The sequence below is a fragment of the Virgibacillus sp. NKC19-16 genome, assembly GCF_021560035.1.
GTDB lineage: Bacteria > Bacillota > Bacilli > Bacillales > Amphibacillaceae > Virgibacillus_L > Virgibacillus_L salidurans.
In genome coordinates this window covers 2,296,125-2,314,706 of record NZ_CP074373.1, presented here as the reverse complement: position 1 = coordinate 2,314,706, position 18,582 = coordinate 2,296,125, and the positions used below count along the sequence as shown (strand labels likewise).

At 42.4% G+C, this 18,582-nt stretch carries 12 protein-coding genes, 3 rRNA genes, 1 riboswitch and 1 other annotated feature; of the genes, 10 read left to right on the top strand and 5 right to left on the bottom strand.

Features of this window, described 5'->3' with window-relative positions:
• The first annotated feature begins 188 nt into the window (after window positions 1-188).
• A riboswitch (SAM riboswitch) is annotated at window positions 189-294 on the top strand.
• Window positions 295-419: 125 nt separating this feature from the next.
• Window positions 420-1,631 carry a methionine adenosyltransferase gene (metK, locus tag KFZ58_RS11930; RefSeq protein WP_235791527.1) on the top strand — a complete coding sequence of 404 codons (1,212 nt, stop codon included), beginning with the start codon at window positions 420-422 and terminating at the stop codon, window positions 1,629-1,631.
• A 430-nt stretch (window positions 1,632-2,061) separates the two neighbouring features.
• On the opposite strand, the gene KFZ58_RS11925 is transcribed toward metK, so the two are convergent.
• Window positions 2,062-2,577 carry a gamma carbonic anhydrase gene (locus KFZ58_RS11925; protein ID WP_235791526.1) on the bottom strand — a complete coding sequence of 172 codons (516 nt, stop codon included), beginning with the start codon at window positions 2,575-2,577 and terminating at the stop codon, window positions 2,062-2,064.
• A gap of 71 nt (window positions 2,578-2,648) precedes the next feature.
• Here KFZ58_RS11925 and KFZ58_RS11920 point away from each other — a divergent pair, with 71 nt between their 5' ends.
• Window positions 2,649-3,713 (top strand): tetraprenyl-beta-curcumene synthase family protein, encoded by a 1,065-nt coding sequence (locus KFZ58_RS11920; protein WP_304956798.1) that lies wholly within the window; start codon window positions 2,649-2,651, stop codon window positions 3,711-3,713.
• A gap of 29 nt (window positions 3,714-3,742) precedes the next feature.
• Here KFZ58_RS11920 and mnmM read toward each other — a convergent pair whose 3' ends face one another.
• Window positions 3,743-4,306 (bottom strand): tRNA 5-(aminomethyl)-2-thiouridylate-methyltransferase MnmM, encoded by a 564-nt coding sequence (mnmM, locus tag KFZ58_RS11915; RefSeq protein WP_235791525.1) that lies wholly within the window; start codon window positions 4,304-4,306, stop codon window positions 3,743-3,745.
• A 107-nt stretch (window positions 4,307-4,413) separates the two neighbouring features.
• Window positions 4,414-4,631 (top strand) — a binding site (T-box leader).
• 44 nt (window positions 4,632-4,675) lie between these two features.
• On the opposite strand from mnmM, the gene leuS reads away from it, so the two are divergent.
• Window positions 4,676-7,090, top strand: coding sequence for a leucine--tRNA ligase (gene leuS, locus KFZ58_RS11910; RefSeq protein ID WP_235791524.1), 2,415 nt, complete (start codon window positions 4,676-4,678; stop codon window positions 7,088-7,090).
• 49 nt (window positions 7,091-7,139) lie between these two features.
• Here the strand turns inward: leuS and KFZ58_RS11905 are convergent, their stop codons facing one another.
• On the bottom strand, window positions 7,140-7,895 hold the full coding sequence (locus KFZ58_RS11905) for a YybI family spore inner coat protein (protein WP_235791523.1): 756 nt from the start codon (window positions 7,893-7,895) through the stop codon (window positions 7,140-7,142).
• Window positions 7,896-8,003: 108 nt separating this feature from the next.
• Between KFZ58_RS11905 and KFZ58_RS11900 the strand changes: the two genes are divergently transcribed.
• The 4 genes from KFZ58_RS11900 (at window position 8,004) to rrf (ending at window position 13,755) form a co-directional block, all read left to right on the top strand.
• Window positions 8,004-8,309, top strand: coding sequence for a rhodanese-like domain-containing protein (locus KFZ58_RS11900; protein ID WP_235791522.1), 306 nt, complete (start codon window positions 8,004-8,006; stop codon window positions 8,307-8,309).
• A 503-nt stretch (window positions 8,310-8,812) separates the two neighbouring features.
• Window positions 8,813-10,384, top strand: a 16S ribosomal RNA gene (locus KFZ58_RS11895).
• Between the two features lie 173 nt (window positions 10,385-10,557).
• Window positions 10,558-13,477: ribosomal RNA gene (locus KFZ58_RS11890) — 23S ribosomal RNA — on the top strand.
• Window positions 13,478-13,639: 162 nt separating this feature from the next.
• A 5S ribosomal RNA gene (rrf, locus tag KFZ58_RS11885) occupies window positions 13,640-13,755 on the top strand.
• The 16S, 23S and 5S rRNA genes sit together here, the layout of an rRNA operon.
• Before the next feature lie 201 nt (window positions 13,756-13,956).
• Here rrf and KFZ58_RS11880 read toward each other — a convergent pair.
• Both KFZ58_RS11880 and KFZ58_RS11875 read right to left on the bottom strand, forming a co-directional pair.
• Window positions 13,957-14,154, bottom strand: a complete 198-nt coding sequence (locus tag KFZ58_RS11880) for a hypothetical protein (protein WP_235791521.1) — start codon at window positions 14,152-14,154, stop codon at window positions 13,957-13,959.
• 72 nt (window positions 14,155-14,226) lie between these two features.
• The gene (locus KFZ58_RS11875) at window positions 14,227-15,501 is read right to left on the bottom strand and encodes a BaiN/RdsA family NAD(P)/FAD-dependent oxidoreductase (protein WP_235791520.1); all 1,275 of its coding nucleotides are present in this window, start codon (window positions 15,499-15,501) and stop codon (window positions 14,227-14,229) included.
• A gap of 149 nt (window positions 15,502-15,650) precedes the next feature.
• Between KFZ58_RS11875 and KFZ58_RS11870 the strand changes: the two genes are divergently transcribed.
• Genes KFZ58_RS11870 through thpR form a run of 3 tightly spaced genes read left to right on the top strand, consistent with a single transcriptional unit; the run spans window position 15,651 to window position 18,578 of the window.
• Window positions 15,651-17,270, top strand: coding sequence for a putative polysaccharide biosynthesis protein (locus KFZ58_RS11870; protein ID WP_235791519.1), 1,620 nt, complete (start codon window positions 15,651-15,653; stop codon window positions 17,268-17,270).
• Window positions 17,271-17,282: 12 nt separating this feature from the next.
• The gene (locus KFZ58_RS11865; RefSeq protein ID WP_235791518.1) at window positions 17,283-17,999 is read left to right on the top strand and encodes a pseudouridine synthase; all 717 of its coding nucleotides are present in this window, start codon (window positions 17,283-17,285) and stop codon (window positions 17,997-17,999) included.
• Window positions 18,000-18,578 (top strand): RNA 2',3'-cyclic phosphodiesterase, encoded by a 579-nt coding sequence (thpR, locus tag KFZ58_RS11860; RefSeq protein ID WP_235791517.1) that lies wholly within the window; start codon window positions 18,000-18,002, stop codon window positions 18,576-18,578. It begins immediately after the preceding gene.
• Window positions 18,579-18,582 lie beyond the last annotated feature (4 nt).

Sequence of the window (18,582 nt, the reverse complement as noted above, 5' to 3'; positions counted from 1 at the left end):
ACCCGCCTTTTGATGATTTTTTAAAATATAAAATTATCATATGCATCAATTTGTAAATAGTATAACACATTATTAACATTAGTCCACACTATTTATTGGATTTTTTTCGGAAATTTTTCTTCAATCTGCTAAGCTATTAAATAGTTGACATAGAAGGCTGCTTTCGTTAAGCTAAATTGCGAACGGATCTCTTATTCAGAGTTGGTGGAGGGACAGCCCCTATGAAACCCAGCAACCATCACTACGGTGAAAAGGTGCTCACCTGATGCAAGGATATTCCTTGAACAATAAGAGCGAAAGGCTTTGGTACCCTTTCCTCAGATTGTAGGAAGGGCTTTTTTAGTTGGTACTTTGAATAATAAAATGCATAGAATAATAAACAGAGTTCCGTAACATCATTAAAGGGAGGATTTAGCCGTATGGCTGCAAATCGTCGTTTATTTACATCTGAATCCGTAACAGAAGGGCATCCGGATAAGATTTCTGATCAAATATCAGATGCTATTCTGGATGAAATATTAAAAAATGATCCGCATGCACGTGTTGCTTGTGAGACAACGGTAACCACAGGGCTTGTATTAGTATCAGGAGAAATTACGACGAGCACGTATGTGGATATTCCTGCAACTGTTCGTCAAACGATTAAAGATATAGGCTATACAAGAGCAAAATATGGATTTGATGCTGAAACATGTGCGGTATTAACCGCAATCGATGAACAATCCGCAGATATTGCAGGTGGCGTTGATCAGGCACTTGAGGCGCGTCAAGGTAAAATGAGTGATGAAGAAATTGCCTCGATTGGCGCAGGAGACCAAGGTCTTATGTTTGGCTATGCATGTGACGAAACCGAGGAACTCATGCCCCTGCCAATCTCTCTAGCCCATAAGTTATCAAAACGATTATCAGATATGAGAAAAGAAAAAGTTCTTTCCTATCTGCGCCCAGACGGGAAAACGCAAGTAACCGTTGAATACGATGAACAAGATAATCCAGTTAAAGTAGATACCATTGTTATTTCCACACAGCATCATCAGGACATTACTGGTGCACAAATTGAAAAAGATATCATTGAACATGTTATCAAACCTGTTGTGCCAGGACATCTACTGGATGAAACAACCAATTATTTTATCAATCCAACAGGGCGATTTGTTATAGGAGGTCCACAAGGAGACGCAGGTTTAACAGGCCGTAAAATTATGGTAGACACATATGGGGGGTATGCCCGTCATGGCGGAGGCGCGTTCAGCGGGAAGGATGCAACGAAAGTAGATCGTTCCGCAGCATATGCAGCTCGCTATGTGGCCAAAAATATCGTTGCAGCCGATTTAGCAAAAACGTGTGAAGTACAGCTCGCTTATGCAATAGGTGTTGCAGAGCCTGTATCCATTGCGGTCAATACATTTGGTACAGGTCACGTCAGTGAAGAAAATTTTGCAAGAGCCATTCGGGAAATATTTGATTTACGGCCTGCTGGCATCATTCGTATGCTTGATTTACAAAAGCCTATTTTCAGAAACACAGCTGCCTATGGCCATTTCGGTAGAACGGATATTAAGTTTCCATGGGAAAAAACGGATAAGGTAGCTGAATTAAAGGCATTGGCGGAAAAATTTGATAAAGTTTAGAGTTATACCATACGGCGGGATCTGCTGTATGGTATAATTTTTATGTAAGGAATTGGAAATTTTAAAAATGTTGAAAGTCACAATATAAACGCTTTTTAATTATCTTACTTTTTGGTATTCACTGATCACTCGTGCAGTACGATAATAGAAAATATACAAGGGAGATAACAAAATAATAACCGGAAGCCCTCCCAGTATAATGAATCTGTTCGTTTAGACCGCTTGGAAAAAGAAATAGAACATATTAAAAGAAATCTAGATAAAATAATGGATACGTTAGCACACAATTCATCTATCTCAAGGTTGATGTTAAGTGAAATGTTTGCACAGGTGCTGAATCCATTGAATCATGGGAAGTCTTAAAAACCGGGAGAGACACACTCCAAATCGGGAGACAGCCACTCCCCTCGGCTATACCCTAAACACACCCCTAAAAATCCGTATGATTTTTATAATATTGTCCTTTTTCCACATATGATTTCCTTACCCGTTCCATTTCCGCATAATCTTCTTCGGTCAGATCACGGACAACTTTTGCAGGTCTGCCCATCGCCAGTGTATGTGCAGGGATCTTTTTCCCGGGCGGAACCAGGCTCCCTGCACCAATAAATGCGCTTTCCTCTACTTCGGCACCATCCAAAATGATTGAACCCATGCCGACTAACGCTTTTTTTCGGATGATTGCGGAATGTAATGTAACCTGATGCCCAATGGTTACATCGTCTTCTATAATTAAGGGATTATTTGGGCTTTGGTGAAGCATGGATAGATCCTGAACACTGACTCTTTTCCCTATTCGAGTTGGCGCAACATCCCCGCGAATAACGGTTTTAAACCATATGCTGGACGCTTCATCAATTGTTACGTCTCCGTTTATCACAGCATCTTTTGCGACAAATGCTGTATCGTGAATGGAAGGGTTAGTATTTTTATAATGACCTATCATTTGAATCCTCCTATGGTTGTATGGTGATATATATAGTATAACAAAAAGTTCCATGAATGGAGGAATTATACTTGGCAAGGCGTGTACCCACAACAGCAATAACGCTAATGAACGCCGTATATAGAAAAATTTTCCCAGCAGTAGATCAGGAATTGTCCCATTGGAAAAACCGCGCAAAGCAGATCCCGAATTCGGAGCTCAGGGCGCAGGCGCTTGCAAGCATTGACTCGAAAAGGTTCCATTGCCAGGGTGGCGGTGTTTATGCATTGCTTGCGGGTTATAAATGGAGAGAGTCCATCCGTTTTATTGTGGCCTATCAAACCATAAGTGATTATCTGGATAACTTATGTGACCGGAGTACATCGATGGATCCGGAAGATTTTCGATTATTACATGAGGCTATGAGTGATGCATTAATACCACAAGCTCCGATTAAAAATTATTATGAACTGCGTGATGAGCAACAAGATGGGGAATACTTGGCTGATCTTGTTCGCACATGCCAAAAAACGATACGAAAGCTTGATAGCTATTCCGTTATACAGGATTATCTGCTGAAGCTTGAGGGGTTGTATGCGGATCTTCAAGTGCACAAACATGTAAAAGTAGAAGAGCGTATTCCACGCCTGACGCGCTGGTATGACAGGTATAAAGAAAAGGTTCCCAGTTTAAGTTGGTATGAGTTCTCCGCTACTGCTGGGTCAACGCTCGGAATTTTTTGCCTTGTTTCCTATACACTTGGAGATAAAATGAATGATGATCTGGCTCAGAAAATTTATACCGGTTATTTCCCGTATATACAGGGCTTACATATTTTATTGGATTATTATATTGATCAGCAAGAAGATATAGAGGAAGCGGATTTAAATTTCTGCAGCTATTATCCGGATCAGGAAGAGATGAAAAAACGTTTGATTTATTTTATCGAACAGTCGGATGAACATGTTGACGGCTTACCGAATCGTTCATTTCATCAGATGGTTTATCAAGGTTTGGTAGGGTTATATTTAGGTGATCCAAAGGTGGAAAAATTAGATGGTGGTCTCGAAATGACAAAGGACTTATTGAAAATAAGCGGCCATCAAGCTCGATTTTTTCATTGGAACACGAAGATGTACTATAGATTGAAAAGATAACCCTGAGGAAACGACAGGAATCCTAGGGTTTATCTTCTTTTCTGGATGGCCAGAATAAAAGGAGGATCGTTTTGTTGGTTAACGAATCCATGTCGTAAAACAGTAAACGCTTTTTGCTCGAGGCTACTTACATATTTTAAAAGAGCTTCTTTTTCTTCTTTGCCCCCATCATGACCATGGTATACGACAACCACGATCAGACCACCTTTTTTAAGATGGTGTAAAATTGTGTTGATAGCAGTTTTTGTGGATTTGCCTTTCGTGATAATTGATTTATCACTTCTGGGTAAATAGCCAAGATTAAAAATGGCGCCACCAATTTGTTGTTCTGTAGCTACATAATCCGAAATATTGGCATGGCTGTCTTGAATGAATGTTACATTGTTCTGGCTATTTTCCTTTAGTAACTGCTTTGTATTTTTAATTGCCTGATCTTGAATATCAAAAGCGAGCACATGACCATCATCACCTGTGACTTTACTTAAAAACAAGGTGTCATTGCCATTTCCGCATGTGGCATCAATAACGAATTCTCCATTTTCGATAGAATCTTCTAATAGATCGTGTGCAACGTTTAGTATTCCTTTTAACATGTGTCAGATCTGCTCCTTACGTATGAGAATATGTCTATCTTAGCAGATTCGTAAAGGAATTACCTTGACAAAGCGCGCGTGATTCATTACTATTCTATATAAATAATGTAACGACTTTGCAGAGGATTAGTAATAGATTTCCTCAGGTATAGAGAGGCAGTGGTTGGTGGAAACTGCTCCTGAGAAATGTATGAACTCACCTTTAATGTTACAGGGGCGAAAAAAAGTAGTTCCTGTCGTAAATCCGCGTTAAGGAAACAAGTGATCGCAGCGTATGCGATAATTTGGGTGGTACCGCGGGAGATACAAGCTTCTCGTCCCTTTCTGGGGGTGAGTGGCTTTTTTTATTGATAAAAGGAGGACGCTGAAATGAGTTTTAATCATCAGGAAATAGAAAATAAATGGCAAGCATATTGGGCAGCAAACAAAACGTTTAAAACAGATACGTATTCCAAAAAAGAGAAGGTCTATGCGCTGGATATGTTTCCATATCCATCCGGAGCCGGTCTGCATGTAGGGCATCCGGAAGGGTATACGGCAACAGACATTTTTTCCCGTATGAAGCGTATGCAAGGATATGAGGTCTTGCACCCCATGGGCTGGGATGCTTTTGGTCTGCCTGCTGAGCAATATGCGATTGATACAGGGAACAGCCCGGCAGCATTTACGGAGCACAATATTGCAACATTTAAAAGGCAAATTCAGGAACTTGGTTTTTCCTATGACTGGGGTCGCGAAATAAGTACAACAGATCCAAATTACTACAAATGGACACAATGGATTTTTACCAAGCTATATGAAAAAGGGCTAGCCTATATGGATGAAGTGGCGGTTAATTGGTGCCCTGCGCTCGGAACCGTGCTTGCTAATGAAGAAGTGATCGATGGGAAAAGTGAACGTGGCGGGCATCCGGTTGTTCGAAAACCGATGAAACAGTGGATGCTGAAAATCACCGCATACGCTGATCGTCTGCTTGAGGATTTGGAAGAGGTCGATTGGCCGGAAAGTATTAAGGATATGCAGCGAAACTGGATTGGCCGATCAGAAGGTGCCGAAGTAATGTTTACAATTGACGGGCATGACAAGGATTTCACGGTATTTACAACAAGGCCTGATACATTATTTGGTGCAACCTATGCTGTACTGGCCCCAGAGCATCCGTTTGTAGAAAAAATAGTGACTCCGGAACAAAAGAAAGCGGTTGAGGCCTATTTGGATAAAGTTCAAACGAAATCTGATCTGGAACGTACGGATCTGGCAAAAAATAAAACAGGTGTATTTACAGGGACGTATGCCATTAACCCGGTCAATAACGCAAAAATGCCGATTTGGGTTGCCGATTATGTATTGATGAGTTATGGCAGTGGCGCAATTATGGCTGTCCCGGGCCATGACGGGCGAGATTATGAATTTGCCACGAAATTTGAGCTTCCTATAAAAGAAGTTGTTGCAGGTGGAGATATTTCCAAAGAAGCCTATGTTGGTGAAGGAGAGCATGTTAATTCCGATTTTCTCGATGGTTTGGGTACAGATGATGCCATTACAAAAATGATTGAATGGCTTGAAGTAAATGGACATGGTGAGAGGAAAGTTACCTATCGCCTGCGTGACTGGTTATTTGCAAGGCAGCGTTATTGGGGTGAACCAATTCCTATTATTCATTGGGAGGATGGAACAACTACAGCTGTTCCGGAAGAAGAACTTCCATTAGAGTTGCCTGTTATGACAGAAATAAAGCCATCTGGGACTGGTGAATCCCCGCTTGCGAATAATAGTGACTGGGTCAATGTGACAGATCCAAACACTGGGATGAAAGGTCGCCGGGAAACGAGCACAATGCCACAATGGGCAGGGAGCTGCTGGTATTTTCTAAGGTTTATCGATCCACATAATACAGAGCAACTGGCAGATCCGAAAGCACTTGAAGAATGGCTGCCGGTTGATATTTATATTGGCGGTGCGGAACATGCCGTGCTTCATCTACTGTATGCACGTTTCTGGCATAAATTTTTGTATGATATTGGTGTTGTTCCAACGAAAGAGCCGTTTATGAAATTGTATAATCAAGGCATGATCCTTGGTGAAGGCAATGAGAAGATGAGTAAATCCAAGGGGAATGTTGTGAATCCTGATGACATCATTGCTTCTCATGGTGCAGATACATTACGCCTATATGAAATGTTCATGGGGCCACTCGATGCTGCGGTTGCCTGGTCAACAAATGGACTTGATGGTGCAAGACGTTTTCTTGATCGAGTATGGCGCCTGATTATAAATGATGATGGTACACTGTCTGATAAAGTAGTGGATAAAGGTAATAATTCCTTAGATAAAGTGTACAATGAAACGGTGAAAAAGGTGACAGAGGACTTTGAGAATCTGCATTTCAATACAGGTATTTCACAAATGATGGTGTTTGTAAATGAAGGAAATAAAGCAGAGATACTTCCAAAGGATTATCTCGAAGGTTTTGTTAAGATGCTTTCACCAGTTGCGCCGCATCTTTCAGAAGAACTGTGGGCTCATCTCGGTCATCCGGAAACGATTAGCTATGAGCCATGGCCAATCTTCGATGAATCTAAACTGGTGGAAGATGAAGTAGAAATCGCAGTACAAATTATGGGCAAAGTTCGATCCAAAATAAATGTAGCCAAAGATATTAGCAAAGACGAACTTGAAAAACAAGCACTTGCAGACGAAAAAATTCAGGAATTAACTGATGGAAAGACAATCCGAAAAGTAATTGTTGTTCCTGGAAAGCTGGTAAATATCGTGGCGAATTAAATAGAAAAAGGATCCCTTCTTAACCAATATGAAGGGATCCTTTCCTATTTTAGTTAGATGGCACCCATTCTGTCTGTAAAATAATCCAGTCACCATTCTCATAATACCAAAGTGTTTCTACTGTTCCCAGTTGATCTGCATGGTAAGCACCACTGATTTGCTGATAGCTTTTTAAGCCGTATCCGTTACTTTTGCTGAGTAAAACAGGCTCGAAAAAGGCAATCGGGTCTATCATGACTGAAGTTGGTTCCAGTAATTTTCCCTCGTCATTATAAATGTCAAGTTGTATATACTCTTCTGACCGACTGCTAACATCCACAATGTTTGGTTCACTATCAGGGGAGAGTTGGATCTCAACGTTAAAGTCATCCATGAATTTCCCTCTAACATGGAGCTGTTCAGGTAATGGGATCTCTTCTACTTTTTCATTTTTTAATGTATGAAGGTGATAATTATACAGACCACCACTTCCTCCTGTAGCACTCTGGTAAAAAATATCTTGTACTTCATCGTGATCTAAATCAATAAATTGAATGGTCGGATCGTACCCGCCTTCATAAGTGATTGTCCACTGTTCGTCATGTACACTTGTAATATCAATCCATACTTCACGATAATAATTCGTGTCATTTGAAAATAAAATCCCTCTTAATTCGATAACCTCGCTTTGTCCATCACCTGTAACATCTGCTTCATAGGTTTCGATGAGGACAGGTTCTGTATTACTTTGAGCTGATGTTGTATTGGTGCAGAAAGGCTGTGCTATTAATAACAGCAATACAATAGAGTAGATAATATATTTCATGATAAAACGCTCCTCTTGTTTAATACTTGTTATTTTGTGTTAGATGTTTGCATGCTATTCTTTAAAAACGTATTATTGATGTAAATAGACAAAAAGGATGGTTTATATATGGGGCATATAAATGAAATGGAACCAAATGAATTGGAAAACCGTATGAAAAAGGATAATGATTTAGTTGTAATCGATGTGCGAGAAGATGAAGAAGTTGCCCAGGGAATGATCGAGGACGCAAAACATATTCCATTAGCTCAGATACCCGAGTCAAAGGATGCTTTAGACAAAAGTAAACATTATGTTTTTGTATGCAGATCAGGAAAAAGAAGTATGAAAGCTGCGTCCTTTATGGATGAACAAGGCTACCAAGTTTCAAATATGGTTGGCGGCATGCTCAAATGGGAAGGCGAAGTTGATTAATCGTAATTATGAAGGATGTTTCTGTGGTGCATAAAACCTATGGGGATCGCAGCGTAAAAAAATGAAAGAAGGTGTTGACATTTTGATGCTGCGATTGTATCATGGTCTCTGCTGTTTTAAAAATATGCTTTATTTCGTGCATATAGATTAGAACAGTAAAGTACTTATCGCAAAAAAAGATGCTTTTGTGCTATTGACAAGCATTTATTCAAATGCTATAATAAGTTTCCATTAGTTAGGGTGTTGTCGAAATTAAATGATTTAATTCAAATTATTTATTGACATTTTCTGAGCTAATTGGTATATTAATAAAGTCGCTTTTTTGAGGGCGACAGGTAAATTTGCTCTTTGAAAACTGAACAAAACAACCAGTATGTCAAACAGATATTAGTGGTAAGATATCGAAGGTCAGATTGTTATAATCTGAATGGAAGATTTTAACCCTAAATCAATTGTTAAGCTAAGACATTATATGATTGATTGGTGTCAATTATATTCAAACTTTTATGGAGAGTTTGATCTTGGCTCAGGACGAACGCTGGCGGCGTGCCTAATACATGCAAGTCGAGCGCGGGAAGCAGGCAATCACCCTTCGGGGTGTGCGCCTGTGGAACGAGCGGCGGACGGGTGAGTAACACGTGGGCAACCTGCCTGTAAGACTGGGATAACTCGTGGAAACGCGAGCTAATACCGGATAACACTTTTCATCTCCTGATGAGAAGTTGAAAGGCGGCTTTCTGAGCTGTCACTTACAGATGGGCCCGCGGCGCATTAGCTAGTTGGTGAGATAAGAGCTCACCAAGGCGACGATGCGTAGCCGACCTGAGAGGGTGATCGGCCACACTGGGACTGAGACACGGCCCAGACTCCTACGGGAGGCAGCAGTAGGGAATCATCCGCAATGGACGAAAGTCTGACGGTGCAACGCCGCGTGAGTGATGAAGGTTTTCGGATCGTAAAACTCTGTTGTTAGGGAAGAACAAGTACTGTTTGAATAAGGCAGTACCTTGACGGTACCTAACCAGAAAGCCCCGGCTAACTACGTGCCAGCAGCCGCGGTAATACGTAGGGGGCAAGCGTTGTCCGGAATTATTGGGCGTAAAGCGCTCGCAGGCGGTCTTTTAAGTCTGATGTGAAATCTTGCGGCTCAACCGTGAGCGGTCATTGGAAACTGGAGGACTTGAGTACAGAAGAGGAGAGTGGAATTCCACGTGTAGCGGTGAAATGCGTAGAGATGTGGAGGAACACCAGTGGCGAAGGCGACTCTCTGGTCTGTAACTGACGCTGAGGAGCGAAAGCGTGGGGAGCGAACAGGATTAGATACCCTGGTAGTCCACGCCGTAAACGATGAGTGCTAGGTGTTAGGGGGTTTCCGCCCCTTAGTGCTGAAGTTAACGCATTAAGCACTCCGCCTGGGGAGTACGGCCGCAAGGCTGAAACTCAAAAGAATTGACGGGGGCCCGCACAAGCGGTGGAGCATGTGGTTTAATTCGAAGCAACGCGAAGAACCTTACCAGGTCTTGACATCCTCTGCAATCGGTAGAGATACCGAGTTCCCTTCGGGGACAGAGTGACAGGTGGTGCATGGTTGTCGTCAGCTCGTGTCGTGAGATGTTGGGTTAAGTCCCGTAACGAGCGCAACCCTTGAGATTAGTTGCCAGCATTAAGTTGGGCACTCTAATTTGACTGCCGGTGACAAACCGGAGGAAGGTGGGGATGACGTCAAATCATCATGCCCCTTATGACCTGGGCTACACACGTGCTACAATGGATGGAACAAAGGGCAGCGAAGCGGTAACGCTCAGCAAATCCCATAAAACCATTCTCAGTTCGGATTGCAGGCTGCAACTCGCCTGTATGAAGCCGGAATCGCTAGTAATCGCGGATCAGCATGCCGCGGTGAATACGTTCCCGGGCCTTGTACACACCGCCCGTCACACCACGAGAGTTAGCAACACCCGAAGTCGGTGAGGTAACACGTTTACGTGAGCCAGCCGCCGAAGGTGGGGCCAATGATTGGGGTGAAGTCGTAACAAGGTAGCCGTATCGGAAGGTGCGGCTGGATCACCTCCTTTCTAAGGATATTTAGAAGGAACGCTGGAGGTCTTAGACCTCTGGTCGAAGACATACATGGTTGTTTGGTTCAGTTTTGAGAGAGTAAATCTCTCTTTTTGTACCTTGAAAACTAAATAAGAGTAATAACGACATCAAAAAATGTAAGTTCTTTGGAACAATTAACTAGTAATTTAGTTAAGTGAAGAAGGGCGCACGGTGAATGCCTAGGTACGAGGAGCCGAAGAAGGACGGGACTAACACCGATATGTCTCGGGGAGTTGTAAGTAAACGTTGATCCGGGAATTTCCGAATGGGGGAACCCACTGTTCGTAATGGAACAGGACATCTATCTGAATACATAGGGTAGATGAGGCAGACCCGGGGAACTGAAACATCTCAGTACCCGGAGGAATAGAAAGCAAAAGCGATTTCCCAAGTAGCGGCGAGCGAAACGGAAAGGAGCCCAAACCGAAAAGCTTGCTTTTCGGGGTTGTAGGACACTCCATTAGGAGTTACAAAGAAATGCTTTAGATGAATCGATCTGGAACGATCAGCCATAGAAGGTAAGAGCCCTGTAATTGAAAGAGCGTTTTCTCCGGAGTGTATCCTGAGTACGGCGGAACACGAGAAATTCCGTCGGAATCCGGGAGGACCATCTCCCAAGGCTAAATACTCCCTCGTGACCGATAGTGAACCAGTACCGTGAGGGAAAGGTGAAAAGCACCCCGGAAGGGGAGTGAAAGAGAACCTGAAACCGTGCGCTTACAAGTAGTCGAAGCCCGTTAATGGGTAACGGCGTACCTTTTGTAGAATGGACCGGCGAGTTACGATCCCATGCAAGGTTAAGTGGAAGACACGGAGCCGCAGCGAAAGCGAGTCTGAATAGGGCGAATTAGTATGTGGTCGTAGACCCGAAACCGTGTGATCTACCCATGTCCAGGGTGAAGGTCAGGTAACACTGACTGGAGGCCCGAACCCACGTATGTTGAAAAATGCGGGGATGAGGTGTGGGTAGGGGTGAAATGCCAATCGAACACGGAGATAGCTGGTTCTCTCCGAAATAGCTTTAGGGCTAGCCTCAGGGGAATGAGTACTGGAGGTAGAGCACTGATTGGACGAGGGGCCCTCACCGGGTTACCGAATTCAGTCAAACTCCGAATGCCAGCTACTTAGCCCTGGGAGTCAGACTATGGGTGATAAGGTTCATAGTCGAAAGGGAAACAGCCCAGACCGCCAGCTAAGGTCCCTAAGTATACGTTAAGTGGAAAAGGATGTGGCGTTGCTCAGACAACCAGGATGTTGGCTTAGAAGCAGCCATCATTTAAAGAGTGCGTAATAGCTCACTGGTCGAGTGACGCTGCGCCGAAAATGTACCGGGGCTAAACGTATCACCGAAGCTGCGGATTGTTCTTCGAACAATGGTAGGAGAGCGTTCCAAGTGCAGTGAAGTCAGACCGTGAGGACTGGTGGAGCGCTTGGAAGTGAGAATGCCGGTATGAGTAGCGAAAAAAGAGTGAGAATCTCTTTCACCGAAAGCCTAAGGTTTCCTGAGGAAGGCTCGTCCTCTCAGGGTTAGTCGGGACCTAAGCCGAGGCCGAAAGGCGTAGGCGATGGCCAACAGGTAGATATTCCTGTACCACCTCATGACTGTTTGAATGACGGGGGGACGCAGGAGGATAAGGAAAGCGCACCGATGGAATGGTGCGCCCAAGCAGTGAGCGAGTTGGATAGGCAAATCCGTCCAACAATTGCGAGCTGTGATGGGGAGGGAAATAGAGTACCGAAGTTCCTGATTTCACACTGCCAAGAAAAGCCTCTAGTGAGGTCATAGGTGCCCGTACCGCAAACCGACACAGGTAGGCGAGGAGAGAATCCTAAGGTGATCGGGAGAACTCTCGTTAAGGAACTCGGCAAAATGACCCCGTAACTTCGGGAGAAGGGGTGCTCCTCTTCAGGAGGAGCCGCAGTGAATAGGCCCAAGCGACTGTTTATCAAAAACACAGGTCTCTGCGAAGCCGCAAGGCGAAGTATAGGGGCTGACACCTGCCCGGTGCTGGAAGGTTAAGGGGAAACGTTAGCTTCCGAGCGAAGCGTAGAACCGAAGCCCCAGTAAACGGCGGCCGTAACTATAACGGTCCTAAGGTAGCGAAATTCCTTGTCGGGTAAGTTCCGACCCGCACGAAAGGTGCAACGACTTGGGCACTGTCTCAACGAGAGACCCGGTGAAATTATACTATGCGTGAAGATGCGCATTACCCGCGACAGGACGGAAAGACCCCGTGGAGCTTTACTGTAGCCTGATATTGAATGTTCGTGCAGCTTGTACAGGATAGGTGGGAGCCTTAGAATCGTGAGCGCTAGCTTACGAGGAGGCACCCGTGGGATACCACCCTGGCTGCACGCACCTTCTAACCCAGAACCGTGATCCGGTTCGGAGACAGTGTCAGGTAGGCAGTTTGACTGGGGCGGTCGCCTCCCAAAGAGTAACGGAGGCGCCCAAAGGTTCCCTCAGAATGGTTGGAAATCATTCGTAGCGTGTAAAGGCAGAAGGGAGCTTGACTGCGAGACCTACAAGTCGAGCAGGGACGAAAGTCGGGCTTAGTGATCCGGTGGTACCGCATGGAAGGGCCATCGCTCAACGGATAAAAGCTACCCCGGGGATAACAGGCTTATCTCCCCCAAGAGTTCACATCGACGGGGAGGTTTGGCACCTCGATGTCGGCTCATCGCATCCTGGGGCTGTAGTCGGTCCCAAGGGTTGGGCTGTTCGCCCATTAAAGCGGTACGCGAGCTGGGTTCAGAACGTCGTGAGACAGTTCGGTCCCTATCCGTCGTGGGCGCTGGAAGTTTGAGAGGAGCTGTCCTTAGTACGAGAGGACCGGGATGGACACACCGCTGGTGTACCAGTTGTTCCGCCAGGAGCATGGCTGGGTAGCTACGTGTGGCAAGGATAAGTGCTGAAAGCATCTAAGCATGAAGCCCCCCTCTAGATGAGACTTCCCATCACTTCGAGTGAGTAAGATCCCTCAGAGACGATGAGGTAGATAGGTTCGAGGTGGAAGCGTGGTGACACGTGCAGCTGACGAATACTAATCGATCGAGGACTTAACTAATTTCTTTTTTGATGGTCGTTCATGAAACTCTTATTTAGTTTTTAGGGTATAAATGAAAAAAAACCTTGCATTTTCTATTAGAAATGCATATAATATATCTTGTCTTCATTTTAAAGAAGGAAGTTCTGATGGATCAACACAGAACGACCTAACACCGTTAGGTCTGGTAGTAATAGCGGAGAGGTCACACCTGTTCCCATGCCGAACACAGAAGTTAAGCTCTCCAGCGCCGATGGTAGTTGGGGCTTTGCCCCTGCAAGAGTAGGGCGCCGCCAGGCAAAAGAATAAGGATACGTTAATTCGTATTCTTATTTTAGTTCGAACAAAAACAGTGATTATAATTTTAATCTGAGTTTGGACAAAAATTTTAAAAGCTAGATGGTAAAATACGGGCTTCTAAATTTTTAAGTCGAAACTTGGATAAATAAGAAGCACTAAGAAAAAGCGCACCTACATGGGGTGCGCTTTTTTCGTGTCTGTTAGCTCATGCCGAGTTGCTGCTGTGAATTTGTTCCAGTACCAGTATTAGTTCCATTACCATTCATTTGTGATACAACCGGAATCATTTTTTGCATTGCTTGTCCAAAATTTTGGTTGTTTTGAGTCATCGCATAATATGTTGCTGCACCCATTCCGACTGAAGCAACCAATGGTAACCACATGTTATTTGTTTTCATTACAAATTCATCCTTTCTATGAGCTTTTAGACATTATTAGGATGACACAAGAATCATGATTAATGCTAGGAATCATATACCAGTATAATGAGCTTTTATATGATTTGAAGCACTCATACCAGCTACGCGACCGGTAACGAGTGCTGATGTAATATTATACCCACCAGTATATCCATGGATATCCAAAATTTCCCCGGAAAAATAGAGTCCATGCATTATTTTAGATTGCATTGTATTTGGAACAATTTCTTTGATGGATATTCCTCCACCAGTTACAAAGGCTTTATCAAGCGGCAGGGAACCATTTACATAAAATGTGAAATTTTTAATGGAATGAACAATTAAACGAATCATTTCTTTAGAAATAGTTGCAGCTTTTTGTTCTTCATTTATTTTATTAATCGATAATATATAGTCTAAAAAACGTTCTGGAACGATCCCCTTAATGATATTTTTAATTGCTTTTTTTGGATTATTCTCCATTAGCTGCTCTATACGGTTGTATAATTTATCTTCTGTTTCATTTGGTAATACATCTAAGACCATTGGGATATTTTGCTGCCCTTTCATAAGTTCTTTCACAACAAATTGTGAGGCGCGTAGTACAGCTGGCCCCGAGATACCAAAATGGGTGAAAATCATGTCCATTTGATGGGTGATAATCGGTTTATTCTTTTTATTTAATACGGTTAAAGCAACATCCCTTAGTGACAAACCTTGCAGATTTTTATTTTTGATAAAACTTTCTTCAGATGTAAGAGCGACTTCAGTCGGGTATAGTTCGGTAACAGTGTGGCCTGCTTTGGTTGCCCAGGCGTAGCCGTCACCTGTAGATCCTGTGTGCGGGACAGCTTTTCCTCCGACTGCGATTACAATTGCTTTGGTGGTTATCTTCTCAGCGTTGTTTAATGTAATTGTATGTGCTTTTTCATTGTAATTTATGGTTTTCACAGTGGTGTTTAGATGTACGTCTACATTATGTTCATCTAATTGATTGATCAATGCATTCACAACTGTTTTGGCAGAATTGGACGCAGGAAACATTCTCCCATGATCCTCTTCCTTCAATGCAACACCCAAATTTTCAAAAAAATCGATGATATCATAGTTATTAAAAACCGAAAATGGACTGTATAAAAACTTTCCATTACCTGGTATATGTCGGATAACTTCTTCTTGAGGAAGGCGATTTGTTACATTACATCGTCCGCCACCGGAAATAGCCAGTTTTTTTCCTAATTTCTTTCCCTTTTCAATTAGCATGGTGTTTGCCCCGTTCTCTGCTGCAGCGATTGCGGCCATCAGTCCGGATGGCCCTCCGCCTATAACGATTACATCATATGACAAATTACTTCAGTCCTTTCGTATGTATCTTATCATTAATAGGTGAAAAATCCCATCAATAATTTTGTAATACAATACGTTGTCCGTATAGAGGTCATCTGTGATAAAATAATCATTGTGTACATAAATAGCAATCTAATGCAGGTGAAAAAATGTCGAATATTGTAAGAGGAGCAATGTTGCTAACAGCAGCATCATTTTTATCTAAATTTCTAGGGATGATTTATGTCATCCCGTTTAATGCTATGGTGGGGGAAACCGGGGGGACGCTATATAGTTTTGCCTATATCCCATATAATATAATACTTAGTATTTCCACAATAGGTGTCCCCTTAGCCGTTTCAAAATTTGTTTCTAAATATAATGCTTTGGGAGATTATGAAACAGGAAGGCGAATGTTTAAAGCCGGAATTACGCTAATGATAGTAACCGGATTTCTAGCCTTTTTAGCCTTATTTTTCAGTGCTGATTGGTTAGCTGAACGTATGATTACCAGTGACGATCCACAAGGTATAACATCAGCAAATGTTGCATTTGTAATTCGAATGGTCAGCTTTGCCCTAATCGTAATTCCTGCAATGAGTATTGTAAGGGGATTTTTCCAAGGGTATCAGTCTATGGGGCCAACAGCGGTTTCACAGGTTGTGGAACAAATTGCACGAATTGTATTTTTATTAACTGCAGCATTTATTGTGATGGTTGTTCTAGATGGAGAAATTGCTACAGCAGTTGGTTTTGCAACATTTGCTGCTTTTATTGGGGGATTAGCCTCTGCAATTGTTTTATGGGGATATTGGAGAAAGCGAAAATCAGGTCTTGATAAACAATTACAGCAACAAACCTATACAAATAATATTCCTAAGAAAGACTTATTTATTGAATTATTCAGTTATGCAGGTCCTTTTATATTAGTGGGGCTCGCAACATCCTTGTATCAATTGGTAGACCAATTTACCTTTGAGAGAGCGATGGTGGCGTCCGGAAATGAAAGTATTTGGGATGTAGCTTTTTCTGTCATTAACTTTTACGGGCATAAACTTGTTATTATTCCGGTAACATTAGCGATAGGTTTATCCTTAGCTATTTTGCCTGCTTTAACCAAAACATTTACACAGAATAACCGTGAATTGTTGTATGATCAGATTAATCAAGCACTACAAATTGTTCTGGTACTTGTCATACCAGCTGTTGTTGGGTTATCCTTTTTATCAGATGAAGCTTACGGGGCATTATATGGACTAGGAAATATTGAAATAACAGGCTCTCTATTAGGCTGGTATGCTCCAGTTGGGCTGCTATTTGCGTTATTTACGGTTTCTTCAAATCTTCTGCAGGGCATTAACCAGCAGAAATTTGCGGTGATCAGCTTATCAGCGGGGCTACTTCTAAAAATATTATTAAACATACAGCTGATTCACATGTTTGGTGCAAAGGGTGCGATATTTGGAACTGCACTGGCAGTAGGTACAGCGGTAACTTTAAACCTATGGCGTGTGAAAAAAACCATTCAATTTCCGTTTAAACAAGTTATTAAACGTACCATGTTAATTATTATTTTTGTGATTATCATGTGTATCGTGATCTGGATTGTAAAAGCCGTATTTGGTATGTTTATCCCATATGAAGAGGAGAGATGGGCGACCATTGTAATGCTTGCCTTAGGTGTTGGATCAGGTGGGATCGTTTATTTATGGCTTGCTTATGAATCAACATTGCTGGAGCGAACACTTGGTGATCGTGTACGGGTGCTTGATAAGATTTTTCGCAGATAGGGAGGTGTTATAATGCGTCTTGATAAGTTATTAGCCAATACAGGGCATGGCAGTAGAAAAGATGTTAAATCATTGCTGAAGAAAAAATTAGTAACGGTTAATGATACTGTTGTAAAAGATAACAGTGTTCACGTTGATCCTTATAAAGACATTATAAAAGTCGGAGGTAATGCCGTACATTATCAAAAGTATGTTTATCTCATGATGAACAAACCTAAAGGGGTTATATCCGCAACTGTAGACGGGAAAGAAAAGACAGTTATAGACCTTTTAACAACGGACATGCACCGATTTAGGCCTTTTCCTGTTGGCAGGTTGGATAAGGATACAGAGGGTTTGTTGTTAATCACGAATGACGGGGAGCTTGCACATCAATTAACCTCACCAAAAAAGGACATTGAAAAAACTTATTATGCGCGTATTCAAGGAAACGTAACCGATGAAGATAAAGAGAAGTTTGCGGCTGGTGTGCTACTGGATGATGGCTACAAAGCAAAACCTGCCAAACTGAACATTCGCAGGCGTGATGCTATTTCTGAAGTTGAAGTAACAGTCACTGAGGGAAAATATCATCAGGTAAAGCGCATGTTTGAAACTGTCGGCAAAAAAGTGACGTATTTGAGAAGGATAAGCATGGGTGAATTAGTTCTAGATGAAACACTGAAATTAGGAACGTACAGGGAATTGACCGAGAATGAACTAGATTATTGCATTTCACTAAAAAAATAAATGGAGGGCTTTAAAGTGGCAATAGATCCCCATTATTTCATTGCTATACCATTACAAGCGTCATTTAAGGAGTGTTTTGCCAAATGGCAAGCTGAGCTTAAAAATGAATTATCTTATAAGCAGTGGCCACATTACATGGATTTACACATTACCCTAAAGTTTTTAGGTTCAGTTGACGATAGTAAACTACAGCGATTAAAAGAGGAACTAAAAATAATAGAACACAATCAAGCATTTTCCATAGATGTTGGAGGACTGGGGACTTTTGGAAACCCAAAGAACCCTCGAGTTATATGGGTGGATGTTAATAAAACTGGGCCATTAGCTCTCTTGCAGCAAAAAGTGGAATCTCAAGCGGAGAATGCAGGATTTGACAAAGAAAACCGAGCTTACCGTCCGCATATAACACTTGCTAAGAAATGGGCTGGAGATTTCCCTTCTAACATTTCGATGGAAAAAATAAAAGCAAAATTTTCAAACGTGCAAAGAATGGCTGTGGAAGAAGTAGTTTTGTATCAAATTCATCCAGAAAGGTCAGTGAAATATGAAGTAATTGAGAACTTTGGCTTGAGGAGGTAATAAA